Origin of the sequence: Haloarcula marismortui ATCC 43049 (assembly GCF_000011085.1) — an archaeon.
Classification (GTDB): Archaea; Halobacteriota; Halobacteria; order Halobacteriales; family Haloarculaceae; genus Haloarcula; species Haloarcula marismortui.
The window spans coordinates 2,518,652-2,543,521 of the sequence record NC_006396.1 but is presented as its reverse complement, the minus strand read 5'-3'; the positions used below and the strand labels follow the sequence as shown (position 1 = coordinate 2,543,521).

24 protein-coding genes are annotated in these 24,870 nt (G+C 64.5%); 12 read left to right on the top strand and 12 right to left on the bottom strand.

What is annotated here, in order from left to right:
- Positions 1-2: 2 nt before the first annotated feature.
- Positions 3-1,130, bottom strand: coding sequence for an ORC1-type DNA replication protein (locus RR_RS16745; protein ID WP_007187883.1), 1,128 nt, complete (start codon positions 1,128-1,130; stop codon positions 3-5).
- A gap of 83 nt (positions 1,131-1,213) precedes the next feature.
- The gene (locus RR_RS16740) at positions 1,214-3,280 is read right to left on the bottom strand and encodes a helix-hairpin-helix domain-containing protein (protein WP_004960373.1); all 2,067 of its coding nucleotides are present in this window, start codon (positions 3,278-3,280) and stop codon (positions 1,214-1,216) included.
- Between the two features lie 141 nt (positions 3,281-3,421).
- Here RR_RS16740 and larE point away from each other — a divergent pair, with 141 nt between their 5' ends.
- Complete coding sequence (gene larE, locus RR_RS16735; RefSeq protein ID WP_007187881.1) at positions 3,422-4,294, top strand: ATP-dependent sacrificial sulfur transferase LarE; 873 nt, start codon at positions 3,422-3,424, stop codon at positions 4,292-4,294.
- A gap of 11 nt (positions 4,295-4,305) precedes the next feature.
- Here the strand turns inward: larE and RR_RS16730 are convergent, their stop codons facing one another.
- Positions 4,306-4,935 carry a histidine phosphatase family protein gene (locus RR_RS16730; protein ID WP_049939064.1) on the bottom strand — a complete coding sequence of 210 codons (630 nt, stop codon included), beginning with the start codon at positions 4,933-4,935 and terminating at the stop codon, positions 4,306-4,308.
- 1 nt (position 4,936) lies between these two features.
- Positions 4,937-6,556 (bottom strand): twin-arginine translocase subunit TatC, encoded by a 1,620-nt coding sequence (locus RR_RS16725; protein WP_011224475.1) that lies wholly within the window; start codon positions 6,554-6,556, stop codon positions 4,937-4,939.
- 104 nt (positions 6,557-6,660) lie between these two features.
- Between RR_RS16725 and RR_RS16720 the strand changes: the two genes are divergently transcribed.
- The 3 genes from RR_RS16720 (at position 6,661) to RR_RS16710 (ending at position 9,987) form a co-directional block, all read left to right on the top strand.
- Positions 6,661-8,856: a twin-arginine translocase subunit TatC gene (locus RR_RS16720; RefSeq protein WP_049939063.1), complete on the top strand. Its 2,196-nt coding sequence runs from the start codon at positions 6,661-6,663 to the stop codon at positions 8,854-8,856.
- A 266-nt stretch (positions 8,857-9,122) separates the two neighbouring features.
- Positions 9,123-9,299: a ribbon-helix-helix domain-containing protein gene (locus tag RR_RS16715; protein ID WP_004960391.1), complete on the top strand. Its 177-nt coding sequence runs from the start codon at positions 9,123-9,125 to the stop codon at positions 9,297-9,299.
- Positions 9,289-9,987, top strand: coding sequence for a queuosine precursor transporter (locus RR_RS16710; RefSeq protein ID WP_011224473.1), 699 nt, complete (start codon positions 9,289-9,291; stop codon positions 9,985-9,987). Before RR_RS16715 ends, RR_RS16710 begins: the two co-directional genes overlap by 11 nt.
- A 17-nt stretch (positions 9,988-10,004) precedes the next feature.
- On the opposite strand, the gene RR_RS16705 is transcribed toward RR_RS16710, so the two are convergent.
- Positions 10,005-10,796 (bottom strand): 23S rRNA (uridine(2552)-2'-O)-methyltransferase, encoded by a 792-nt coding sequence (locus RR_RS16705; RefSeq protein ID WP_011224472.1) that lies wholly within the window; start codon positions 10,794-10,796, stop codon positions 10,005-10,007.
- A 314-nt stretch (positions 10,797-11,110) separates the two neighbouring features.
- Here RR_RS16705 and nirK point away from each other — a divergent pair, with 314 nt between their 5' ends.
- The 4 genes from nirK to RR_RS16685 all read left to right on the top strand — a co-directional run bounded on the left by nirK (position 11,111) and on the right by RR_RS16685 (position 14,651).
- Positions 11,111-12,196: a copper-containing nitrite reductase gene (nirK, locus tag RR_RS16700; RefSeq protein ID WP_011224471.1), complete on the top strand. Its 1,086-nt coding sequence runs from the start codon at positions 11,111-11,113 to the stop codon at positions 12,194-12,196.
- A 160-nt stretch (positions 12,197-12,356) separates the two neighbouring features.
- A complete protein-coding gene (locus tag RR_RS16695; protein ID WP_007187874.1) occupies positions 12,357-13,100 on the top strand; it encodes a DNA polymerase sliding clamp in 744 nt (247 codons plus the stop codon).
- Positions 13,101-13,106: 6 nt separating this feature from the next.
- The gene (locus RR_RS16690; protein WP_011224469.1) at positions 13,107-14,003 is read left to right on the top strand and encodes an alpha/beta fold hydrolase; all 897 of its coding nucleotides are present in this window, start codon (positions 13,107-13,109) and stop codon (positions 14,001-14,003) included.
- A 36-nt stretch (positions 14,004-14,039) separates the two neighbouring features.
- Positions 14,040-14,651, top strand: coding sequence for a DUF7139 domain-containing protein (locus tag RR_RS16685; RefSeq protein WP_011224468.1), 612 nt, complete (start codon positions 14,040-14,042; stop codon positions 14,649-14,651).
- Between the two features lie 3 nt (positions 14,652-14,654).
- Here the strand turns inward: RR_RS16685 and RR_RS16680 are convergent, their stop codons facing one another.
- Positions 14,655-15,605, bottom strand: a complete 951-nt coding sequence (locus RR_RS16680; RefSeq protein ID WP_011224467.1) for a DUF4382 domain-containing protein — start codon at positions 15,603-15,605, stop codon at positions 14,655-14,657.
- Between the two features lie 192 nt (positions 15,606-15,797).
- On the opposite strand from RR_RS16680, the gene hjc reads away from it, so the two are divergent.
- Positions 15,798-16,316, top strand: coding sequence for a Holliday junction resolvase Hjc (gene hjc / locus RR_RS16675; RefSeq protein ID WP_011224466.1), 519 nt, complete (start codon positions 15,798-15,800; stop codon positions 16,314-16,316).
- Positions 16,317-16,334: 18 nt separating this feature from the next.
- On the opposite strand, the gene RR_RS16670 is transcribed toward hjc, so the two are convergent.
- Entirely contained in the window at positions 16,335-16,982 is a 648-nt protein-coding gene (locus RR_RS16670; RefSeq protein WP_011224465.1) for an SWIM zinc finger family protein, read from the bottom strand.
- 129 nt (positions 16,983-17,111) lie between these two features.
- Here RR_RS16670 and RR_RS16665 point away from each other — a divergent pair, with 129 nt between their 5' ends.
- Positions 17,112-17,321: a DUF7472 family protein gene (locus RR_RS16665; protein WP_004960423.1), complete on the top strand. Its 210-nt coding sequence runs from the start codon at positions 17,112-17,114 to the stop codon at positions 17,319-17,321.
- On the opposite strand, the gene priL is transcribed toward RR_RS16665, so the two are convergent.
- Positions 17,318-18,394, bottom strand: a complete 1,077-nt coding sequence (priL, locus tag RR_RS16660; RefSeq protein ID WP_011224464.1) for a DNA primase regulatory subunit PriL — start codon at positions 18,392-18,394, stop codon at positions 17,318-17,320. The two genes, RR_RS16665 and priL, sit on opposite strands and share 4 nt — an antisense overlap.
- 280 nt (positions 18,395-18,674) lie before the next feature.
- On the opposite strand from priL, the gene RR_RS22530 reads away from it, so the two are divergent.
- Positions 18,675-18,827, top strand: coding sequence for a hypothetical protein (locus RR_RS22530; RefSeq protein ID WP_004960429.1), 153 nt, complete (start codon positions 18,675-18,677; stop codon positions 18,825-18,827).
- A gap of 136 nt (positions 18,828-18,963) precedes the next feature.
- Here the strand turns inward: RR_RS22530 and RR_RS16655 are convergent, their stop codons facing one another.
- From RR_RS16655 to RR_RS16640, 4 genes are all read right to left on the bottom strand, one after another.
- Positions 18,964-19,419 carry an acyltransferase gene (locus RR_RS16655; RefSeq protein ID WP_004960432.1) on the bottom strand — a complete coding sequence of 152 codons (456 nt, stop codon included), beginning with the start codon at positions 19,417-19,419 and terminating at the stop codon, positions 18,964-18,966.
- Between the two features lie 279 nt (positions 19,420-19,698).
- On the bottom strand, positions 19,699-20,976 hold the full coding sequence (locus RR_RS16650) for an adenosylhomocysteinase (protein ID WP_011224463.1): 1,278 nt from the start codon (positions 20,974-20,976) through the stop codon (positions 19,699-19,701).
- 44 nt (positions 20,977-21,020) lie between these two features.
- Positions 21,021-22,019: a hypothetical protein gene (locus RR_RS16645; protein WP_011224462.1), complete on the bottom strand. Its 999-nt coding sequence runs from the start codon at positions 22,017-22,019 to the stop codon at positions 21,021-21,023.
- 138 nt (positions 22,020-22,157) lie between these two features.
- Positions 22,158-23,456 carry an amidohydrolase gene (locus RR_RS16640; protein ID WP_011224461.1) on the bottom strand — a complete coding sequence of 433 codons (1,299 nt, stop codon included), beginning with the start codon at positions 23,454-23,456 and terminating at the stop codon, positions 22,158-22,160.
- 214 nt (positions 23,457-23,670) lie between these two features.
- Here RR_RS16640 and RR_RS16635 point away from each other — a divergent pair, with 214 nt between their 5' ends.
- Positions 23,671-24,813, top strand: coding sequence for an MFS transporter (locus tag RR_RS16635; RefSeq protein WP_049939186.1), 1,143 nt, complete (start codon positions 23,671-23,673; stop codon positions 24,811-24,813).
- The last annotated feature ends 57 nt before the right edge of the window (positions 24,814-24,870 follow it).

Below are 24,870 nucleotides of genomic sequence, written 5' to 3'. Positions count from 1 at the left end.
TCTTACAGCCGTTCCAGCACCGCGTCGGCGTCGTAGTTGAGCGTCAACTCCCGCGAGCGGCCTCGTCCCTCGACGTTAGTGTAGTCGGCGTCGATGATGTCCAGCTGGTCGAGTTTGTTGATAATTTCGGAGTACCGGGTGTAGCCCAGGTCCGTCTGCTCTGAGAAGGCGTCGTAGATATCGCCGGCCTGCTGGCCGTCGTGAGCGGCGATGACCTCCACGAGCGCGGTCTCCGAGTCCGACAGCTCCCGCAGCCGGCGGGAGAGGTGAACGTATTTTGACTTGTCGTAGGCTGCCTCGACGTCCTCGGTTTCGACGGAACGGGAGGCGCGCATTTCGGCGTTCATCCCGGCCCGGCGCAGGAGGTCGATACCGACCCGGAGGTCCCCGCCCTGTTCTTCGGTCAGTTCGGCGACGCGGTCAAGCACCGTGGGGCCGACGACACCCTCGTTGAACCCCCGGTCGGCACGCTCGCCCAGGATATCTGCGATTTCGGCCTGTCCGTACGGGTTGAAATACACCTCCTCCGGGCGAAATACGGACTGGACGCGTGTATCGAGGGCGTCGATGGTATCCAGTTCGAGGTCCGAGGAGACACAGATGACGCCGATTTTCGCGCCCGAGTGAGCCTCGTGGGCACGCAGCAGTGAGTACAGTGTGTCGCTGGCCTCGCTCTCGTAGAACAGGTAGTTCACGTCGTCCAGCGCGACGACGAGTACCTCGTCTTCCTCGACCAGTTTGTCGGTTATCTGGGAGAACAGCTTCTTGAACGAAATACCCGAGGACGGCGGCTCGTAGTCGAATATCTCGGCGAACAGGCGGGAAAAGACGGCATAGCGCGTCGAGTCCATCTGGCAGTTCACCCGGACAGTTTTGACATCCGTCTGGGCGGTGAGTTCGTCGAACAGGATCTGGACGGCCGTCGTCTTCCCCGTCCCGGGCGGTCCGCGGGCGATGACGTTGAGCGGGCGCGACCCGCGGACGGCCGGCCGGAGCGCGTACTTCAGCGTCTCCATCTGGGTATCCCGGTGTTTGAACGTTTCCGGGAGCCAGTCGATTTCGAAGACGTGTTCGTCCCGAAAGACGGACTCGTCCCAGCCGAGCATCCGGTCCTCGGGGTCGTCACTCATCACTTTCACCGAGCTTCGCGGCCCACTTAACCATTTGCCACAGCTTCACCCACAGTGACAGGTCAGTGCGTCTCGGGCAGTCGCTACTCGAACTTCCCGAGTAGATCACTGTAGAACCCATCGGCATCGTCGGCACCGTCGTCGGCGAGCTTCTCGACGATGAGTTCCGGCGTCGAGCGGGCGAGCTTCCCTTTGACCGGGGAGCGCTCAACCCGTAGTTCGCCGTCTTCCAGCCCCTTCGCCTCGATGCCGTCGATGCTAATATCGGTTTCAGCGGCCGCGCGGATGTCGCGTGCGAGGTGTGAGACGAAGATGGCCGTGGCCTGCCGTTCGCCCAGCGCTTCGAGGATGCCTGCCATAATCTTCGCGCTGGCACCGGGCTCAGTGATCGATTCGAGTTCGTCGACAAGCACCATCACCGGGCGGTCGTCGGTCCCGGCCGCTGGGTCGTCCGAAGTCACCCCGCTGTCTCCATCCGTCTCGGCCCCCGCTGGCCCCGAACGGTAGTCGACATCCGCGACGAGGTCGCCGAACTCCCGCAACGTGGCCTCAAACGCGCCGGCATCCAGCGTCCCCTGGGTCTTGGCGTGGTAGTGGAGTTCGGAGACCCGGCCGACGCGGGCCGACTCCGCCGGAACGGGCAGGCCCATGTGGGCTAGGGTCGTTACCAGCGCCACGAGGTCCAGCGTCGATGTCTTGCCGCCGCTGTTGACCCCCGAGAGGACCGTCACACCCTCGACAGCGTAATCGACGGGCTCGACGGCTTCGAAGGGGACATCCAGCAGCGGGGAGCGCCCGCCCTCGATGGCGACGCCCTCAGACTCGGTCAGCGCTGGCATCGTGCAATCGAAATCGTCGGCAAAGCGGGCAATCGCCAGCTCTACGTCGAGTTCCAGCGCGGCGTCGACCAGCGCCGCGGCGTCGTCGCGCATCTCGGCGAGGTCGTCGGCGAGTTCCCGCTTCCGGCGGGTCGCGCGCTGGTCGCGTGCGGCGGTCAGTTCCTCGCGGAGACGGGCAACGACATCCTCGCTGTGTTCGACGGGATAGGCGGGCTCGTCGGGGAACGCCCGGCGCGCCGTCGCCTCCATGTCCCGGAGCGCCAGCGCGTCGACGAGGTGGTCGCGGGCCTTCCCGACGGCGGCGGCGTACTCGTCGGCCAGTTCCCGCTGGAGCAGCGAGTCGACACCCGCGCCGCGCTCGACCAGCGACAGCAGGTCCGTCCCCTCGATGGTCACGTCCTGCTCCTCGATGGCCTCGCGGAGGTGGTCGTTGGCGACGCTCTCGGCTGTCGACACCGCCGCGTCGAGGTCGTCGACAGCAGTGGCGAGCCGGTCGAGTTCCTCGTCGCCGCTGACGCTGCCGTCCGCATCAAGCTGGGCAAGCGCCGACAGGAGCGTCTCAAGGTCACACGGCGCGTCGAGGTCGGCGACGCGGTGGACCTCGGCGGCGGCCCGTATCCGGTCGCGGTTGCGGGCGAAGAAGGTGAGCACGCGTTCTGGGACGACCGATTCGGGCTCTTCGAGCGCGTTTGGCTCCACCCGTACGTCGCCCTCGATATCGACGCCGGCGAAGGCCTCGTCCAGCGCGACGACCGTCGAGTACGAGCGGGCGAGTTCGGCCAGCTGGCGGGCGTCGTCGACGACCTCGACACTGACCTCCGGAATCGCGGCCTGCGCGTCGGCGTAGCGCTCGGCGTCGCGGGTCGCCAGACAGCGGTCCCGGACCCGCACGTCGCCGGGTTCAGCCAGCGGCTCAACGGCCGAGAGGGCGTCGAGAACTGCCGGGTCAGGCTTGCGGGTCATCGCCGACTCGGCGAACGAGCGGACTTCCTCGATACGGCTGCGGACGCCGCTGGGATAGATCGTCTCCAGTCGCTTCGCGGCGTAGTCGGTCACTGTCCGCTCGGTCAACAGGGCCAGTGCATCCTCGTGGATCTCTCGGGCGCGTTTCGTCGCGGTGAACCCACCGGGGTCGTCGTGTTCGGCCCGGATCGCACCGCGAGCGATGCGGGCGGCCCGGCCCTCGCTGATTCCCGGTGCGCGTGCGAGCGACGCCACGTCGCCGTCCCGGAGTGCCGCCTCCGGATCGTCTAGTTCCCGGAGCGCCGCGGCTGTCTTCGCCCCGACGCCCGGAACCGATTCGAGCTCCATCTGCCCGCCCATTCGACGCCAGCGAGAAAAAACCCGTTGCCAGCGGCTCCGGCGGCGGAGTGGGCGGTCGACACCGCTCGGCCCGGCCAGCCGAACACCGAACGCGAAGGCGTTTTTGCGCTCCACCGAGAAAGAAATTCTATGTCTGCTGTTTCGGAGAAGCTAGCGGCCGCCCGCGAAGACCTCAAGTCGCGAGACGGCGTGCTTATCGCCTTCTCCGGTGGGGTCGATTCGAGTGTCGTCGCCGCACTGGCTTACGACGCCCTCGGCGACGACGCCATCGCCTGTACCGCCAAATCTGAAACCCTCCCCGCTGCCGAGCTGACGGACGCGACTCGCGTCGCCGAGGAGATCGGCATCCGTCACGAAATCGTGGAGTTCTCCGAGCTCGACAGCGAGGAGTTCATGCAGAACGACGACATGCGGTGTTACCACTGCCGGTCGATGCGGCTGGGGGCGATGTACGACCGCGCCCGCGAACTCGGCATCGACATCGTGTGTGACGGGACGAACGCCTCCGACACGGGCGAGGGCCACCGCCCTGGCCTGCGCGCCGTCGAGGAACTGGACGCCTACTCCCCGCTGCTGGAACACGACATCGAGAAATCCGAGGTCCGGGAAATCGCCCGCGAGTACGACCTCTCGGTCGCCGACAAGCCCTCGATGGCGTGTCTCTCCTCGCGGATTCCGACCGGTCTCGAAGTGACCGAGGAGCGCCTCTCCCGCGTCGAGAAGGCCGAGCGACTCCTGCGGACGTGGGGCTTCGAGCAGTTTCGCGTGCGCGACCACGACGGCCTCGCCCGCATCGAGGTCGGCGAAGAAGAACTCGAAACCGCGCTCGACCCTGACTTCGTTCGCACCGCCCGTGATCACATCGAGGACTGCGGCTTCGACCACGTGACGCTTGACCTCCACGGGTACGAAACCGGCAGCGTAAGTCCGGAAACAGAAGAATCAGCCGAAGAAGACGTGGTCAGCAACGTTTTCGACGCGGACTATCCGTCCGTCGACTGAGCAAGCCGCTCTCAGTCCAGCAACGTCCGCCAGCCGGTCATCTCTTCGCTGACCAGTTCGGGACTGCCCGCATCCAATCGAATTTCATTGGCCGCGCAGTTCGGCTGTGAGCTTTTGGCCAGCGCCGCGTCTGGGTCCACATCGGTGAGTTTCGCCAGCAAGACCTTGATGACGCCGCCGTGGGTGACCACCAGCGTCGTTTCACCGGCGTCGGTGGTCGCGATTGCCCGGTCCCAGGCCGACTCGACCCGTCCGCGGAAGGTCGGGATGCCCTCGCCGCCTTCCGGGGCCGCATCGAGTGAGATGACGCTCGCGTCCCGGTCGTGGCCGGGAAACTCATCGAGCAGTTCCTCCGCGTACAGGCCCTGCATGGTTCCGAAGCCGCGCTCACGCCAGTCAGTCTCGAACTCAGGGTCGGGCAGGCCACCGTAGCCGTCGTTGGCTGCGGCGGCCGTCTCGCGGGTGCGTCGGAGGTCCGACGCGAAGACGCGGTCGACGCCGTAGCGCTCATCGAGCCACGTTCCGAGCGCCGTGGCCTGCTTCTGTCCCTGGTCGGTCAGCCGACTCGGGGCCCACCCCTGAATACGACCGTCGCGGTTCCACGTCGTCTCGCCGTGCCGGGCGACGAGGAGGGTCCCCATTTTATTCCTCCCGGCTTCGCCAGCGCGCGACGGCGATGGTCCCCTCATAGAGGAGGACGAGGCCGGCAGCGACGGCGATTGCGGCGTTTCTCGGGAGGCTGAACTGGTTGATGAGGCGGAACAGCGTCGGGTCGGGGCTGCCGAGGTAGCCGACGACGATGGCGACGGCCCACACCGGCAGGCGGGCGGCCCGGAACCCGCGCCAGAGTTTGACCGAGCCGTAGTAGTTCTTGTTCGCGTACGCCAGCGCCTCGAACAGGACGATCATCCCGCCGCCGACAAGCATCGGCGTGGCGTTCCCGAGGCCGACGGCTGCAAGCGTCTCAGTAACTGTGGCTGGCAGTTGCTCGTAGTAGCCCGTCGGGACCGGCGCGGGGCTGAGGACGTAGCCGGCGATACCGGCGGTCAGCCACGCGACCGGGCGGCGAGCGGCGAGGTCGTCCGCCGTCGGGACCGGCGACGTGCTGCCGGTCCAGCGAAGGAGCAGCAGGGTGCCCTCGAACAGGCCGATCATCGTCACGGCGACCATCAGCGGGGCCATCCCGGTCGGGTCCGGGCTGAACAGGAACGCCACAGCGGCGAAGCCACCCCAGAAGTACAGCCGCCGGTCCTGCAGCCACTGGCGGGTCGTCACGCCCATCATCACTGCAAGCATCACGAACAGCGGAATCTGGAAGATGAGCGCGAACAGCCCCAGCATCAGGATGATGAGGTTGAACGTCTCGCTCAGGCCGAAGGCCAGGTCGGCCGCGCGGTCAGAGTAGGTAATGAAGTAATCGAACATCGCCCGCAACACGGCGAAGTACGCGAAGCCGACGCCGACAGCTGCGAGAACGAGGCTTGTCGGAACCGCGGCCAGATAGTAGCGTCGCTCGCGGGGGTACAGCCCCGGTCGCATGAACAGGTACGTCTGGTAGACGAACACCGGCAAGGCGACGATAAAGCCGACTAGCGAGGACACTTTCAGCCGCGCCAGAATCAGCGCGAGCGGGTTGTACACGTTCGGACAGTCCGCCCCTTCGACGACACTGCCATCGGCATTCGTCGCGACCTGACCGCATTGGCTTGCCGGGCCATCGAGGAAGGAGTACCACAGGAAGTTGATGAGTTCGTCGGAGTACGGCAGGGCGATAACGGCGACGACGGCCATCACGCCGACAACGACGAACAGCCGCATCGCCATCTCCTCGACGTGGTCGGCCAGCGGCATCTCCTCGTCGTCAGGGGCACCCTCGTCGACGATGTCGGCGTCCGGGTCGTAGGTGGGCGCGTTCCCGCCGCCTGTCGTCGGCGCGGCACCACCGGCACCAGCCGGTGACGGCGTCGACTTGCCCCAGTCGGTCGGAACGTCCGCCGGGACAGCAGCGGAGATATCGGACGCATCCCGGTCGAACAGTCCCGCACTGGATTCGGATTCGATTGGAGCAGCGTGAGAGCCAACAGCGTCCTCGTCACCGCCGGCCGGCGCTGGACCGGGACCCGTCACGTCGTCCGTCTCCCGATCGGCATCGGCCTCGGCCACGGGGTCGGTGGGGATTGACGAATCGTCGGATTCGTCATCGGACGGTAGTGGCGGCTCATCGGGCCTGCGCCGCTCGTCGTCTGCGTCACCGTCCTCCATCTGTCCCGGGCTTAGACGGTGGGTGTTGTAAACTTTCTTTTCGAGCAGTGGCCGTCACCGGGATGAATAAATTGATAACGCCCACTGGGCTAGGCACAGAGAAGATGGCGAGTGCTATCGACGAGGACACCGTCCAGACGGTCCAGAGCGGGCGCGCGACGCTCGGCGCGATGCTTCGCTCGGCGCAGGTGCACCTCCAGAAGGTGTTCATCGTCTTCGTCATCGGGATGATCGGCACGATCATGGGACTGCAGTACGGCGTCTGGGACACGCTGCGTGCCGATCTCCTGTACTCGCAGATGGACCTCACCACACAGGAGGCCACGAGCATCGTCGCGGTCACGCCGTTCGACGTGATCCTCCTGCAGGTGAAAATCGGAGCCGTCATCGGGATTCTCATGTCGTTGCCGCTGCTGATCTACTTCGGCCGCGACGGGCTTCGCCAGCGCGGCTGGTGGCCGGCCGAGCACATCCCGACATGGAAGGGTTCGCTGTTTGTCACAATAAGTCTGGGCCTGTTTTTCGGCGGTGTCGCCTACGCCTACGAGCTGTTCTTCCCGCTGATGTTCAACTTCCTCGCCGGAGATGCCTTCAAAGCAGGCTTCACGCCGCAGTACTCCATCGTCAAGTGGTTCCAGTTCGTCTTCCTGCTGGCCGTCTCCTTCGGGCTCGCCGCCCAGTTGCCGCTCGTGATGACGGTGCTTTCCTACACCGAAATCGTCCCCTACGAGACGTTCCGGGACAAGTGGCGCTACGCAGTGATGGGGATTTTCGCCTTCGGCGCGCTGTTCTCGCCGCCGGACCCCTTCACCCAGATTATGTGGGCCGCGCCGCTGTGTGGCCTCTACGGTATCAGCCTCGCGCTGGCGAAGCTCGCGATGCTGGTCCGTCGCTCCGGTGACCTCGTCAGTACGTGGAACGTCGCCCGCGGGCACTGGAACACGATTCTCGGCGGTGCAGTGCTGGGCGGCGGTGTGGTGTACTACGTCTTGGCGACGCCAGCATTCCAGTACATCCAGCAGTTCGCCGAAGTATTCCCGTCCGACCGTCTCACCGGCGACATTCAGCCGCCGGCGCTGTTCGGGCTGCCGGTCGAGAGGACAGCAGTACTTCTCGCCGCCGTATTCGGCGTCATCGGTGCTGTTGCTGTTCTGTACTACCACGTCCTGACCGCCCTCTCAGAGAAAGCCGGTCCCGGTCGGGTCGGCGACCCGACGGCCATCGACATCGAGGAACTCAATGCCTCGGCCGTCGAGGTCGCGCCCCCCGAAGTGTTCGAGGAGATGACCGAGGACGAGGCGCTTGCTCACGCCGACAGCGCTCTTGCGGACGACAACAAGGAGAAAGCTCAGGCCGTCCTCGACCGCTGGGACATGGCCCACCAGGACGACCCAGAGCCGGAGGGCGAGGGCGACGGTGCCGACGGGACCGCCGAAGCGGACGAGGAAGACGCAGGCGTGTTCACCTCGACGACCGCTGGCATGGTCGACGCCTTCACCGAGGACGAGACCACTGAAGACGAGATCGGCGGCTACTACTACGACATCCAGTTCATCCTCAGTGCGCTGGCTTCCCGGGCGTTCGTGATTCTGGGCATCTTCGGGGCGGTGCTCGCCGCCGCGTTCCTGTTCCTCTATCAGGGCGGCATCGGGTCGATACAGCGGACGTTCGTCAGCCGGCTCCCGCCGGAGATGGCCGCTGACGTGAGCATCGTCACGCTCCACCCCGTCGAGCACCTCGTGTTTATCGTCAAGTTCTCGACGATACTCGGCGCTGTCTCGGTCATCCCCGTGGTGCTGTACTTCGCGTGGCCGGCGATGCGTGAGCGCGGCCTCGTCATCGGGAACCGCAATATCCTCGGCATCTGGGGCGGGACGCTGTTCGCCGCACTCATCGGCGGAAGCCTGCTCGGGTTCCTCTACGTGGCCCCGACGACAATCTCCTGGATCGCCTACGACCAGCTGAACTCGAACATGGTCATCGCCTACCGGGTGAGCAACTTCGGTTGGCTCGTGTTCTTCCTCACCATCGGCATCGGCCTGCTGGCTGAGATTCCGGTGACGATGTTCCTCTTCCACAAGGGCGGCATCATCCCGTTCCGCCTGATGTACGAGCGCTGGCGGGAGGTCGTCATCGCTATCGTCGCCCTCTCGGCAATTCTCTCGCCCAGCGGCATCTTCACGATGTTTATCGTCGGCATTCCAACAGCGCTGGCGTACATGCTTGGGCTCGGCATCCTCTGGGTGTACACGCTTGGCGGCCGGCGGACGACGAACCGCCGAAGCGAACCGGCTGACTGATAGCTGTGTGCAGCGCCGAGTCGTGAACCTCGACGATTATCGCGCCGCGGTCGCAGTCGTGGAACGCGCAGTGCTACTCGTAACGACCTGAAATCCCGATAGCAGCCCCGCGAGACGCTCCTCTACTGGCCGAAATCTGGGCTTTTCCGCCATCCGGCCTGTCGTGAGTGCAGTAGCCCTCGTGGTGTCTGGAGATCGCCTGCGAGTCGATACGTCCGGTCAATAAACCACAGTGGCTAAGCTTATGCCCGGTATATTCCTCAGATATGCCCAAGATAAGCGTCGAAGTCCCGGCCGAACTGCTGGACGACATCGACAAGCACGTCGGCGAAGACGGGAAGTTCGTCAACCGGAGCGAGGCTATCCGCGCCTCGGTACGAAAGACCCTTGACATGCTCGACGACATCGATAAACGCCAGGGACGACTCGACGATGACCAGTGAGCGGTCGGAGGCGGTGCGCGTCGGTCTCGTCGCGCTGTTCGTGACAGCGCTGGTCACCTCACAGGTGACGGCCTCGAAGCTACTCGCGTTCTCGCTGCCGTTCTCGCTCCCGCTTGCGGGGTCGACGCTCGTCCTGCCCGGGGCCGCGCTGGCGTACGCGCTGACGTTCTTCGCGTCCGACTGCTACGCCGAGCTGTACGGCCGCCGGGCCGCGACTGTCGTCGTCAACGTCGGCTTCGCGATGAACTTCGTCCTGCTGGCGCTGGTCTGGAGCACCATCTTCGCGCCCGGCCTCCCGCAGGCGGCACAGCCGGTCGACCTCGCAGCCTTCCGGAACGTCCTCGGGGCCAGCACGGCCATCGTCGTCGCCAGCCTGTCGGCCTACCTCATAAGCCAAAACTGGGATGTGTTCGTCTTCCACTGGCTCAGAGACCAAACAGACGGCAAGAAGCTCTGGCTCCGGAACATCGGCTCGACAGCCACCAGCCAGCTTATCGATACGGTCATCTTCATCGGCGTCGGCTTCGTCCTGTTTCAGGGCGTCCCGCCGAGCGAGGCGCTGGCACTCATCGTCGGCCAGTACCTGCTAAAAGTCGCTATCGCCGTTCTCGACACGCCGTTCGTCTACGCTGTCGTCGGCTTTGCTCGGCGAAACAACGTCGTTACGACCCCGGCGAGCGCCGATTAAAAACGACTGGAAGCGGCTTATTCGACCGGTTCGGCGAACGCGTACCGTGGTTTCACGTCATCGATTCGGACCTCGACCGTTTCGCCGTCCTCGACGCCGCTGACGAACACAGTGAAGTTCTCGACCTTGGCGATACCGTCGCCCTCCTCACCGATATCCTCGATAGTGGCTTCGACGATGTCACCCTCGCGGACCGGCCCAGTCAGGCGGTGTTTCGCCACCAGATACAGCTCCGAGGAGGAGTCCCGCGAGGCGTCGGGACGGACCTCGCGGACGTACTCGAACTCCGGTTCGATGTCGGCGATGAGGTCATCGAGGTCCTGTCCGTCGAACACCTTCGCACAGAAGTCCCCGCCGGCGTCGAGCAGGTCCGTCGCGACCTCGAAGGCCTGCCGGACCAGATGGACCGACCGGGCGTGGTCGAGGTCGTACTGCCCGGTCATGTTCGGAGCCATGTCTGAGATGACAACGTCGACCGGGCCACCGCTACCGTCGCTTTCCCCGACGATCTCGCGGATCTCGTCTTTCGTGCTGTCCTCGGTCATGTCGCCGCGGACGTACTCGACGGTCGGTTCGGGGTCCTCCAAGTCGTCGATTGTCTGGCGGTCGACGCCGACAAGCGTCCCGCGTTCGCCGATGCGCTCGGCCGCGACCTGCATCCAGCCGCCGGGTGCAGCACCGAGGTCAACGACGGTCCGCCCCTCGCCGAGGAGGCCGGCCGTGTCGTCTAACTGCTGCAGTTTGTACGCCGACCGCGCGCGGTACCCTTCCTGCTTCGCTCTGTTGTAGTAGTCGTCTTTGCCCGACATGGTTACCACACACCGGGAGCGTCTCGACTGCCGAAATATGGCGAACTCGTATTCATAGTATCACGGAGACGGTCAGCGCTCAAATGGATGCCGACTCGAAGTTTCCGGCCGAGCTACTGCACGACAGTCGCCAGTCGGTTGTCATATCTAGAAATTAAGATATGCTACCGGTTCTAGACGCCATGCTTTACCACCGACCCGAACACGTTCACTGTCGTTCTTACCGCGTAAGAACGCGTCTCAGCGGCTGAGATCTGCCGGCCCCATATATACAGGTCACGCACTGAGTCCAATCTGTAGGAAGTGACCTCCCCATGTCAACCATTCCGACGGCGACGCGGAGGCGGGTGTTAGAAGCCCTGGGCGTCGGCACGGCCGCACTCGCGGGCTGTGCCAGCGCGCCAGGCGCAAAAGAGCAAGCGACCGAAGCGGAGACGACTCCACAGGAGCCAGCTATGAACGCCGCACAACAGACCGACGTCGACCGTATTGCCGCGGACCCGACCGCGATCCCGGACCCCATCGACCGGTCGGAGCCAAAGACCGTGTCGGTCGAGATGACCACCAAAGAGCAGGTCGCAGAGATCGAGCCGGGCGTCACCTACACGTACATGACGTTCGGCGACCAGATCCCCGGCCCGATGATTCGGGTTCGCCGGGGCGACACCGTCGAACTCACCATCACGAACGAGGAGGGGAACTCGATGCCCCACAACATCGACCTCCACGCCGTCCGCGGCCCCGGTGGCGGTGCTGAGGCGTCGATGGTCACGCCGGGCCAGACCAAGACGTTCCGGTTCAAGGCTACCTACCCCGGCGCGTTCATCTACCACTGTGCCGTCCCGAACCTCGATATGCACATCTCCTCGGGGATGTTCGGGATGATACTCGTCGAGCCGAAAGAGGGGCTCCCCGAAGTGGACCACGAGTTCTACTTCGGCCAACACGAACTGTACACTACCGGCGACACCGGCGAGAAGGGGCACCACGACTTCGACATGGAGGCGATGGCGGCCGAAGAGCCGACGTACGTCCTGATGAACGGCGAAAAGTACGCCATCACGCCGGACCGACACGGTTCGCCGAGCATGCAGGTGGGTGAGACAGCCCGGGTGTACTTCGTGACCGGCGGCCCGAACCTCGACTCCAGTTTCCACCCCATCGGGTCCGTCTGGGACGAGGTCTGGCAGCAGGGCTCTATCGCCGGGCCGCCGAACAGGTACGTCCAGACCACGCCGGTCAAGCCGGGGTCCTGTGCCATCGCCACGCTCCACGCCGAGGTGCCTGGACCCATCAAACTGGTCGACCACGCGCTCTCCCGGGTCGCCCGCAAGGGCACGATGGCCATCATCAACCGCGAAGGGGCGGCAAACCCCGACGTGTTCGAACCGGAAGCCTGACCCGTTCAACGACGGAGCGCGCCACACTGTCTGTTCCCGGTTGGGCTTGATTACGCACAGTACGGGCCGCTGCCGACTGTCGTTCTCGTCCGCGGTCGCTCGCGCGCACGCGGTTTCAATGAGGGACTTTTTAATGGATGGGGGCATAGTCCGGTTCAAGATGTTCAACGCCATCGTGAGCGCAGACACGCTCCAGGCGACTCTCGACTCTGTGAGCGTGCTGGTGGACGAGTGCAAGATCCACCTCGAAGAAGACGGGCTGGAAATCCGGGCAGTCGACCCGGCAAACGTTGGAATGGTCGACCTGCGACTCGACGCGGCGGCCTTCGAGTCCTACGAGACTGATGGTGGACTCATCGGCGTCAACCTCTCCCGCCTCGAAGACATCGCCGGGATGGCCGACGCCGGCCAGCTCGTCCACCTCGATCTGGACGAGGAGACGCGGAAACTCCACATCTCTATCGACGGCCTCGAATACACGCTCGCGCTCATCGACCCCGACTCCATCCGGCAGGAGCCCGACCTCCCGGACCTCGACCTCTCGGCGAATATCGTCATCGAGGGGAAGGATATCGACCGGTCGGTCACCGCCGCGGACATGGTCAGCGACCACATCGCGCTGGGCGTCGACGCGACCGATGAACTGTTCTACGTCGACGCCGAGGGCGACACCGACGATGTCCACCTCGAACTCACCCGCGACGACCTCATCGACCTCACGCCCGGGGACGCCCACTCCCTGTTCTCGCTGGATTACCTGAAGAACATGAACAAGGCCATCCCGAAAGACGCCGAGGTCGAGATGGAACTCGGTGAGGAGTTCCCCGTCAAGATGCACTTCAGCTTCGCTGAAGGCCAGGGCCGGGTCACGTATATGCTCGCGCCGCGCATCCAGAGCGAATAACGACGGATGGGGTCCGCGCCGCCGATTCCGGCCACCGACTGGCTGCCGAACGATTCCGAGACCGAGTCGCTCTCGCTCCCTGACGGTCGGCGGCTGGCCTACGCCACCTACGGCGACGCCGACGGCTATCCGGTCCTTTTTTGTCACGGTACCCCCGGATCACACGTCGCCGCACGGCTGCTCGCCGCGCCGGCTCGCGAACGCGGCATCAACCTCATCGCTCCGGACCGGCCGGGCATCGGGAACTCCGAAGACGCAGCTGTTACGTTCGAGGACTGGCCGGACGACGCCGCGAACCTCCTGTCCCATCTCGATGTCGACACGGCCGGAGCCATCGGTTTTTCCGGCGGCGGCCCGTTCGCGCTGACCTGTCACCGACTGCCCGAGATACAGCGCGTTGCACTCCTGGGAAGCAGCGGCCCGCCGTCAGTCGGCGCGACGGGGCGCGTCCAGCAGTTCGTGGGGGCACTGTCCCGGCACGCTCCGTGGGCGCTCGGGCGACTCTTCCGGCTGCAGCGATGGTTCGCCCTCCGCCGGGATCCGTCCTACGCTGTCGGGTTCGTTGCCGAGGAGACGCCTGAAACGGATGCCCTGACAGCCGACGAGGTGGCCCGGGTCGTCCGTGCGGACATGCTCACGTCGATGGCACGCGGTCCAAGCGGGATCATCCGCGAGCAGCGACTCCTCTCACAGCCATGGCCGTTTGCCCTCGAAGACATTTCAGTGCCGGTTACTGTGTTTCAGGGGCAAAACGACGCCAACGTTGCCCCGGCGACGGGGACCGCCCTCGCACAGCAGCTTCCGGACGCCTCGCTCGAACGCGTCGACAGCGACCATCTCGGTACGTTGACAGCTGCTGGCGACGACGCGCTGGCCGCCGCACAGCGTCGCACGCGCGTCTGACGTACCGTTTTGTGGGCCGGGTGCCAACGGGCCGGTATGGAGAACCTCGGGGACGCGTACAGCAACCGGCGGTGGGAGGGGCGCGACCCTCGCCGCGTCGTTGCCGGTGCGACCCTGGGGGGTGTCGGCGCGCTGGCAGTGGTTGTGGCGATACTGCTGGTGACGACCCCGCTGTCGGCAGTCGTCGGCGCAACTGAACCCCACGCCGCCGAGAAACTCGGCGGGACACTGGGTGGCCTTGGCATCCCCGCGATGTTTCTGAGTGTCGTCGCTGTGCTTCCCTCAAGCCGTCGTGAACAGAGTGGTGTCGCCGTCGGCGCGGTCCTCTGTCTGGTCGGAATCGGACTGTTTCAGGCCGCCTATCCATACAACTGGACGGTCGGCGAGCAGACACTGGCCTTTGAGACGACGATGGCGTACTTTATCGGGACGTGCGTGGCGTTCTGGTTCGTCTTCACGGCGATGGCAAGCTTCCGGCGTCGCAACGACCCGCACGGAACCGTGAAGCTGGAAATTTCGCACAAAGGCGAAACTAAGACTGTGGAGGTGTCCCCCAAGGAATACAGGCGCTACACGCAGGCGGTTCGCGGCGACGGCGGCACAACCGACGAGGTCATACAGGAACTGGAGTCGCGAATCGAAGACTGAGCGCTACTCGGCAGCCGTCGTTTCGTTGCCGCGCTGGTCCGACTCCGTCACCGAGTCGCGGTCGGTCTCGTCAATCTCCGTCGTCTCGGCTTCGGTCTCCTCGTCATCGTCGGTATCGTCGCTGTCCCCTTCCGCATCGTCAGCCCCGTCTTCCGCACCGTCGTTGCCAACCTCCGCCACATCAACGTCCTTGCCAGCGACCCCGCTCTCCGAGATGACCGGCAGGAGGTTGTAGCCGCCGTTGCCCTTCTTGACGACGTTGATGTCGAAGACGAAGTCGACCGATTCACCGGCGACGACCTCGAAGGGCTTGGTGAGCTGGAGCTTCTCGCTGGGAATCTTCACGTCGACCGACTCGCCGTCGACGACCCCGTCGACGGATTCAGCGTACAGTTCGATCTTGCTGTAGCGGCCCGCTTCGAGTTCGCCGTCGAGGACACCGATGGCTTTGTCCCCGACGACTTCGGTAAGGTCGACGGTTGCGCCGTCGAGGTCACGAACCTCGAAGCCGCTGTCGCCTCCGTCGGCTTCCTCGTCCTCGCCTTCGGCTTCGGTTTCATCCTCTGTGTCGTCATCATCCGCTGTCTCAGTCGCTTCGGCCGTCTCTGTCCCGGTTGCTTCTGCTGTGGCCGTTTCTGTGGATTCGGTCTCGGTCGCGTCGTCGCCTTCGTCCGTCTCCTCGTCGCCCTTCGCGTGGAAGATGCGGGCTCTGGAGAAGGATACGTCGAGCGAATCGAAGTCACCGATAGCCGCCGGCTGGTCGCTGATTAGCAACCGGAACGTCCCGACGGTTCCACCGTCGTTCGTCATCGCGTCCTCGTCAGTGGGGCCCCCGTCGCTGGTTCCGTCACCGCTGGTTCCGTCGGACCCGCCGGAATCGCTCGACCCGGAACAGCCGGCGAAGAGACCGACTCCGACGCCCGCGCCTGTCGCGATGAACCGTCGCCGCCTCATCGGCGTCGCCCCTCGTTCCGCGCCACTGTCATTACTGTCTCCGCTGGTACGTACGGACTCATTCCATGACGTGGGATGATACTGGCGCGTATATGCCCCGCGATAGGTCAAACCGATGGACGCCCGTTTGAACGGAATGAACGGTCTGGCTGTATCTGAACGGTTTTACCCCCGACGCTCCACGACCTGATAATGGCAAACTCGAACGCGAAGGGCGACCGCCGCGAGCGCGAACTGGTCAACGCACTCGACGAGGCGGGCTTTGCGGTAATGCGCGCGCCAGCCAGCGGCAGCGCGACCGAGCGGGAACTGCCGGACGTGCTCTCGGGCGACGGCGAGACGTTCTACGCTATCGAGGCGAAATCCAGCGCCGGCGACCCCATCTATCTCACCGGCGAGGAGGTCGAGGCGCTACTGTTTTTCGCCCGGAACTTCGGCGCGAAGCCGCGTATCGGCGTCCGGTTCGACCGCGAGGACTGGTACTTCTTCCACCCGGCAGACCTCCACACGACCGACGGCGGCAACTACCGTGTCAAGAAGGAGAAGGCCCTCTCCGACGGGACCGACTTCGACGAGTTCGTGGGTAACTCCGAGAAGGTCACGCTTGACGAGGTGGGCGACGACGGCCCCGACCAGAGCGTGCTGGACGTGCTGTCGGCCTTCAAGCGCGGCGATCTCGACAAAGAGGAAGCCGCGACAATGCTGGAGTAGCGGTTCGCAGGCGTTCGATTACTGGGTCTTACTGCCGACGAGTTCGGCGTCCTCGACGCGGCGGAGCCGCGACAGGGGAAAGGCGTATTCTCGTGGCTCAGTCGCGCTGACGGCGTCGGAGAGATACGTCGCTAGCACAACGAGGTCGTCAGGCGGGTAGCCGTCGTTGGTGTCGTAGTCGGCGACTGTCCCGTCGGTCGCCTCGATGGTCCAGTCGTCGGCTGGCGTGTCGGTGACGGCCGTAACGACGAGGCTGTCGTCCGTCTCGTGGTCCCGCACGATATCGCCGGTTTCCAGTCGGCAGTTGCCACAGAGGTGTGGCGTTCCCGCGTCCGCGGCGACGAAGGTAACGGTGCCACAGGCGTCACAGACCGCCCGTTGCTTGCCGGGCGGTGCGACCCGCCGTGCAGTGATTTCGATGGCAACGCGCCGGAGGTGTTTGCAGTGCTCGCCGCGGATTCGGTTGTCCGGGCAGGAACAGGCGTGCTGTGCGATGTCGACGAGGTATGTGCTGTCGCTTTCCGTCGTCACGGCATACGTGCTGTCCGCTCGTGGGCGAACGGCCATGCGCTCGGTCCAGGCGCGGGCGGCCCGGTCCGGGAGGGAGCGGAGGTCCGGTGCAAGTGCGGTACTCTGCCGGTCGGCTGTTGGCTCGATGAGCGTCATAGGTGCGGACACGGCTGTATTTTCCAATGTGTCCAGTTGAAACGTAGGTGCTACACAGGCCTAAATGGCTCGGCCAGCGGGCTCCGGCGCTTCGATACCCTTTTTGCCGGCCCTGTGAAATCGCAGAGCATGGATACCGAGCGGGAGACGGTCCTGCAAATCGTCATCTCGGCGGTCGCCGTCGTGCTGTTCGTCGGCGCAACTGTTACCGCCTCACAGATGTATCTGAGTGGGTCAACCGTAGAGCCAACGGGCGGCTATGCACTCATCGGCGCAATTGGGCTGTTCGTCGTGTTTATGACCGCTGCTGGCCTCTGGCTCGAACGCCAGCAGTTCTAGGCGTCAGCTTCTTCCTCGCCCTCGTCCTCGCGCCAGTCAACCAGTTCCTCCTCGTCGGTGTCGTCTAACTTCTGTTCGTAGTAGCCCATCGGGTGAGAAATCGCCTCACAGAGGTCGTCCATGTTGACACAGTCGCCGTAGGACTGCATGGTCGAACACGCCGGCGTCGAGTATTCCGTCGGGCTGGTATCCCCGCGGATGTGGTCGACCTGATAGCGGGTCGCTTCCTCGCCGAAACCGGGGTTGACCTGGAACAGGTCGACAATTTCGTCCGTCGTCATTCCGATGCCGACGAGGAAGGTCGCAATAGCAAACCGGGAGTGGTGTTCGAGGTGTTCGCCCTTCTGCACCTGATCGAGGAGGGACTTCATGCAGGGCGGGAACAGTTCCGGAACGACAGTGTCGATCTCGCGGGTGAGTTCCAGTTCCGAGAGCACTTCCTCTAACTGCTCGACCTCCGCCGTCAGTTCGTCAGCGATCGCGTCCGGGACGGTGAACGGCAGGCCGTCAGTGACCCGATGGCGAATCGCCTGTTTTAACAGAACGTTCAGTTCCTCGGCGGTGACCCTGACCTCGCCGTCAGTCAGTGGCCGATTGACCAGCCGCCAGGAATCGCCCCGCTGGTCGGCCGCCAGGTCGAGATACGCGCCAACCTCGACGCGGTACCCGTCGCCAGCGTCGCTGACAGCGCTTGCAAGGTCGAACTCCCCGAGCAGTTCTGTTCGGTCCAGTGTCTCGCGCTGGGTCGATTTCAGCTCTGTCGTCGTCGCAAACTCCTCTGTGAACCGGTCGTAGGCCGCCTCAGCCTCAGCCTGTGCGTACTTCCGGGTGCAGATGTGGACGTCGACGAGCGACACCAGCACACGGGCGACCGGGTACGACAGCAGTTCGACGCGAGTCCGTCGATGTGGCTCCCCAACAGTCCCGTCTGTGATTGCCGATTCGACCCGCTCCAGCGCGCGCGCCGTGACCGTCTCGTCCGTGGCGACAATCTCGCCCAAATCCACCGCCGCGGCTTCGACGGCCTCCCGCGACCGCGCTAGAAAGGGGTAGCGTGCGTGGAGCGGTTCCATTGCCACCACCTTTCGGATGGGAGCGAATAAAATTGCCGTCACCGAGACGGTCGGTGTCGAATTCCCGACAGCGAGAGCGACCAGACCGGGGGCTATACATATAGCCCAACGCTGGACGCAGGTGAATACAGCTAGTAGATAGACGGATGCCCGCCACTCTCCAGTGTGCAAGTGTGGTAAGGACACGCGGGTCGGCGACGGCACTCGGTTCAGTCTGGGAACTGGACCGGTGCAGTCATTGCCGACGAGGTAACTGCCAAACGAGACGCGGAGCACACTGATGACGCACGAGCACGACACTAATTCACAAGAGGGCATCCGAGCGACATTCGAAGAGTACGACGTTGGCGTGGATACAGTCGCCCATATCGGCGACCCCGAGAACCCGTCTGCGTGGATTCAGTCGACGGTCTTTGTCGACGTAACCCAGTAGGACCAGTCGACGCATCGGCGGCACCAGCGAAGCGGGCGGTTTTGCGGCTGTATGGAGCGAGTATCCCCGCCCAGCCAATCGGTCGCGGTGGGCAACCCGTTTGCCGGGAAGTGGAGGCCGGTGTTTTGTGCCGACCTCAGAGGGATCGCTGTACCGTTTCCGTGGCACTCCGGACCACTGTCTCGGGCGGGACATCTTCAGTTACAGTGGTCCCAGCCCCGATGACGGCGTTTTCGCCGACCGTGACACCCGGGAGGACCACCGCGCCAGCGCCGACGAAAGCCCCGTTCTCGAGGACGATTTCGTCGAACGTGTCGTTCTGGAACTCCATGCCCGCGTCGGTGAGGTCGTGGGTTACGCCGACGATAGAGGCGTTGGGCCCGATCTGAACGGACTTGCCGAGCGTTGCGTTCTCAACGTAGACGTTTGCGTTGATATCAGTCGGGCCGTGGATGGTCGCCTTCTTGATCGAGGCCCCCTCGTAAATCTGGACGCCGTCGTCTATGTCGGCGTCGTGGATTGTGACGTATTCTCGAATCTCGACGGTGCCCAGTGTCGCATTCTCAATCTGAGCGGTTTCGTGGACAGCCATACCGAGACATCAGCGCCGACACTAATCATCGTGGTGACGAAAACCAGATATTTTAGCCACAACGCAAGAAAGCCACCCGATCGGTTATCGCGTGTCAATTCCATCGGTCGCCGCTCGCAGTTTGGCGACCTTTCGCTACGCTCGGGGTCATCCTACGTCTCACGGCTTCGCCGTTCGGCGTGTTAGTGGTTCTCGCTCCGCTCGAACCACTCTATGTCCGCCACGGGTCGCTTCGCTCCCCGTTCCGGTGCGAAATTCTTCGCACCGCTCAGAATCTCGCTATGTCCCGTGCTGCCAGGAATCCATGTACTCGGCCTGGGTATCAGTCAGGGAATCGAAGTCGACACCCTCGGCGTCAAGTTTGATTTCCGCGACCTCCTTGTCGAGTCGGTCCGGGACAGCGTGGACACCGGCCTCGTAGTCGTCGCCGTTTTCGACCAGTTCTCGGACACAGACGGCCTGCACGCCGAAGCTCTGGTCCATCACTTCGACAGGGTGGCCCAGTGCGATGGGCGTCGCAAGGTTGACCAGTCGGCCCTCGGCAAGCACGTTCAGGCGGCGGCCGTCGGCCATCTCGTAGGTCTGGACGCCGTTGCGGGCCTCGTAGGTGTCGACAGCGAGGTCGGACAGCGCATCGAGGTCGACCTCCACGTCGAAGTGACCGGCGTTGGCGAGCAAGACGCCGTCCTGCATCGCTTCGAAGTGCTCCTCGACGATTACATCGCGGTTGCCAGTGGTGGTGATGAACACGTCACCTTCAGCGGCCGCCTCGGCCATCGGCTTCACGTCGTAGCCCTCCATGTGCGCTTCGAGCGCGCGGCGGGGCTCGACTTCGGTCACAATCACGTCGGCGTTCTGACCGCTGGCTTTCTTTGCGACACCTTTGCCGCAGTCACCGTACCCGGAGACGACGACGGTCTTGCCGGCCCACGAGAGATTCGTCGTCATCGCAATCGAGGCCAGCGAGGATTCGCCGGTGCCGTGGACGTTGTCGAACAGGCGCTTCATCGGCGTGTCGTTGACAGCGAACACAGGATAGTCGAGTTCGCCGTCATCGTCCATCGCGCGCAGTCGGTGGACGCCGGTCGTCGTCTCCTCTGCCCCACCGATGATAGTGTCGATGAGTTCCGGATAGTCCTCGTGGATGGCCGCGACGAGGTCCATTCCGTCGTCGACGGTGATGGTCGGCTTGTGGCCGATGACAGCCTCGATAGCCTCGTAGTACTCCTCGTCGTCGACGCCGCGCTCGGCGTAGGAAGTGATGCCGTCGACGGCGTCGAGTGCGGCACTCACGTCGTCGTGCGTCGAGAGCGGGTTACAGCCGGTGATGGCGACTTCCGCGCCACCGACCGCGAGGATTTCCGCGAGAACAGCGGTCTTGGCTTCGACGTGCATCGCCATGCCGATGCGTTCGCCGGCAAAGGGCTGGTCGGCCTCGAACTGCTCACGGAGCGCGCCGCAGATGGGCATATGCTGGATAGCCCAGTCCATCTTTCGGCGGCCGGAATCGCGAGCCTCGTCAAGGTCATCAAGTCGCTCCGAAATAGGCGTCGTCATGTCACAACAGAGGAAGAGAGTTCCTAAAACGCTACCGAAGCCGTTCAGTTACCGCGTTCGTCCGGCGGGCCAGCGTCGTCCGGTCGGCCGCGGTCGCCGTCGTCATCGTCGTCGCTATCGGTGTCGTCGTCAGCATCGTCGTCCTCGTCTTGCTCTTCTGACTCGTCTTGCTCTTCCGTCTCGTCTTCCGGTTCCTCGGTTTCGTTCTCGTCGTCTTCAGTCTCGTTCTCCACGTCGTCGTCATCGCGGTCCTCGGGTGGCCCAGCGTCTTCGGGCGGACCACGACGGTCGTCGTCCGTCTCGTTTTCGTCGTCCGTTTCATTCTCCGCGTCATCGCTGCCCGGACCGCGGTCTTCGGGCGGTCCGGCGTCCTTGGGCGGGCCGCGGCGGTCGTCTGTCTCGTTTTCAGTCTCGTTCTCGTCGTCACCGAAGATGTCCGCCGGCGGACCCTGTCGTTCGCTGGGGTGGGTCTCGTTGTCGTCGGACTCGTTCTCACCAGTGACGTGTGCTGGCGGGCCAGCGTGGTCCGGCGCGTTGCCGGGGTTGTTCGCCGTCACGAAACTGGCCACGGCCGGGCCGATACCACCGGTCCGGTTCTCGTCGCTCAACAGGTCGTTCACGTAGGCTGACACTTCGAGTCCGAAGGTGTCGAACTCGGTCACGTTGGTAGCGTTCGGCGCGACAGTCAGGTCCGCCGTCGTCGTCGCAGTGTGATTGTCGGCCGTCGCCGTCACGTCGACCGTCACGTTCTGCTCGGGGGCGGGCAGTCCAACCGTCCCGTTGCTGTCGGTCGTGTAGTTTCCGGTCCCGACGTAGGAGGTGTTGTCAGCCGTCTCCACGGCAACTGAGGCGTTTTCGACGCCCGTCTCGTTCTGTGTGACCGATACCGTCGCGCTGCCGTCGTCAGCCTGTGAGACACCGACAGCGAGGGTGTTCCCTGCGTCGGTGTTACCGGCTGAGTCCGCAGCGGCCGCCAGTCCCGGACCGACGGCCAGCAATGTCAGTCCGACAGCGGCGTACAGTGCGAAGAGTTTGGTGCGCATCGTAGCCAATTGGTTCGCCGAGAGAGCGATAAACACCCCCTCTCGTTCAACCCGTTCAGGCCGTTTGCAGAGTCGACAACACCGACTGAGGAATAGCTATACAGTTTAAAGCCAGCTCTCAGCGTTTATTCCACCGGTTCAGTCACCGGCTCGTTCGACCAGCGAAGCCGCGTGCTCGCTGGCCCGTTCGCGGACGGCCTGCTCGTCGAACACCTCGACAGTGCGGTCGCGCATGAGCACCTCGCCGTCACAGACCGTGTGGCGCACGTCGCTCCCGTGGACGGCATAGGCAAGGTGCGAGACGAGGTCGTGGGCCGGCGTCAGGTGTGGGGCGTCGAGGTCGATGACGGCCAGGTCCGCGTTCGCGCCGGTCTCGATGCGGCCGCTGTCGAAGCCCAGCAGGGCCGCACCGTTTGCGGTCGCCATTTCGACGACAGTGCCAGCATCGACCGCGCTGGCGTCGTCGGCCGCGAGTTTGCCGATCATCGCCGCGTCGCGCATCTCGTCGAACATGTCGAGGTCGTTGTTCGAGGCCGCGCCGTCGGTGCCGATACCCACGGTAACGCCAGCGTCCAGCAGGTCCTGTACCGGGGCCATCCCGCTGGCGAGTTTCATGTTCGAGGCCGGGCAGTGAGCAACGCCGGTACCCGTCTCGGCCAGCAGGTCGATTTCACTGTCGTCGACGTGGACGCCGTGGGCCACGTACGTGTCGCCGTCGAGCAGGCCGATATTGTCGGCGTAGGCGAGCGGGCGCTGTCCGTGTTCGTCGACGATAGGCGTCACCTCATCGCGCGTCTCGTTGGCGTGCAGGTGGATCGAAAGGTCGTCCTCAAGCGCCTGTGGGACGAACTCGCGCAGGTACTCCTCGCCGACGGTCGTGAGCGAGTGTGGCTGGAACGTCGTCCGAACCCGTCCATCAGCCGCACCGTCGAGTTTCCGAGCCACGTCGAGGCTCTCTTCGAGGTCAGACCGCGCGGCCTCGTCATCCTTGCCGACGGTGACTGCAGTAAAGCCAAGCACTGCTCGCATCCCAGCCTGGTCGACTGCGTCCGCGATCTCCTCGACCTCGAAGTACATATCCGACAGCGCCGTCGTCCCCGACCGTATCATCTCGACCAGCCCGAGTTCCGCCCCGGCGCGGATGTCGTCGGCGGTCAGTTCCGCTTCGACGGGCCAGACATCCTCCTGCAGCCAGGCGTCGAGGGGCTTGTCGTCAGCGAGGCCGCGAAGCAGTGTCATCGCGACGTGGGTGTGCGCGTTGACCAGACCGGGGATGACCAGCCCGTCGCTGGCGTCGAGTTCATCGTCGCCGTCCAGTGTGCCCGGGTCGTCGACAGCCACGATGTCGCCGCTGTCCTGTGAAACCAGTACGTCCGCACGCTCGACGGTCAGGTCAGGTCGGAGGACCTGTCCGCCGGTGACGAGAAGTTCGCTCATGGCGGTGGCTTCACAACCGCGGACCTTAGTTCGCCGGGTCCACGCCGCCGTCGTGTGGCGTGTTGCCACATCTATGGGCAGGTGTCGCAGTGACAGCAGTGCCTGTTCCGCAGGGGTCTTTCGGCTCCGGTGCGTTCAGGTGGGCAAGAGAATGGCGGCGGCAGAGCAACTCCGACAGCGAGTCAACGCCATGCGGCACGGAAGCCCAGCCCGAATGCTGCTTGCCGTTGCTGCCGGCTGGTTTCTCGTCCTCGGGATGCGGTTTGTGGTTCCTGCGGTCCTCCCGACGATACGCAAGGAATTCGTCATCTCGAACGCAGAGGCCGGACTCGCGGTCACGGTGCTCTGGCTCACATACGCGGCGGTGCAGTTTCCGGCCGGGGTGCTGATCGACCGGATCGGGGAGCGGACACTACTGGTAGCCGCGGCGTTGCTGTCGGGCGTCGGGCTTCTGGGCTACTTCTTCGCGCCGGTGTTCTCGCTGTTCCTTATCGCAACGGGCGCGTTCGGGCTCGGGACGGGGCTGTACGGCCCGACCCGCGGGACCGCCCTCTCGCGGACATTTGATGCCCGCGAGGGGACCGCCTTCGGTGTCGTGATGGCGGCCGGCTCTCTCGGAGCGGCGGCACTACCCGCCATTGCCGCGTTCGTCACCACACGGTACGGGTGGCGGCTGGCACTTGCCAGCGCCGCCCCGCTGTTCATGCTTGTCGCCGGCGCGCTCTGGCTCTCGGTGTCGGACCGTCCGACCGGCGAGTCCGAACGGAGCCTCCGGCAGGACCTCCGAACGGTTCTCACCGGCTTTCGCAACCGACGGCTCGTGCTGTCGGTTTCGGGCAAGACACTGATGCTGTTCGCCTTCCAGGCCGTGACAGCATTCCTCACCACGTATCTGGTCACGGTTCGGGGCCTCTCACAGGGAACCGCTGGGGCGCTTCTCTCGGTGCTGTTCGTCGGTGGCGCGCTCTCACAGACAGTCACCGGCCGGCTCGCTGACCGATACGGAACGCCAAGTGTTCTGACCGCTGTCGCGCTCGTCAGTACCGTTCCACTCGTGCTCATTCCGTCCGTCCGCGGCGTCGTGCCGCTGGCCATCGTTTCCGGCGTCATCGGTGTTCGGATGAGTGTCGGCCCGCTGGCAAACGCCTACATCGTCGATACGCTGCCTGACACCGCCGAAGGCACCGGCTGGGGCCTGCTCCGGACCGGCTTCTTCGCGATCAGCTCGCTGGGCTCGACGGCTGTCGGGCTGCTCGCCGACCAGAACCTGTTTGCGCTCGCGTTCTACGGTCTCGCTGGCCTGACACTGCTGGCTGCGGGTACCTTCGTTGTCCTCCCACGCCGGGACCGCCTGTGACGACTTCGCTCACAGACCCCGGCCTGAGGGGAAAGACAGTTGCCCCGTGGCCTGCCA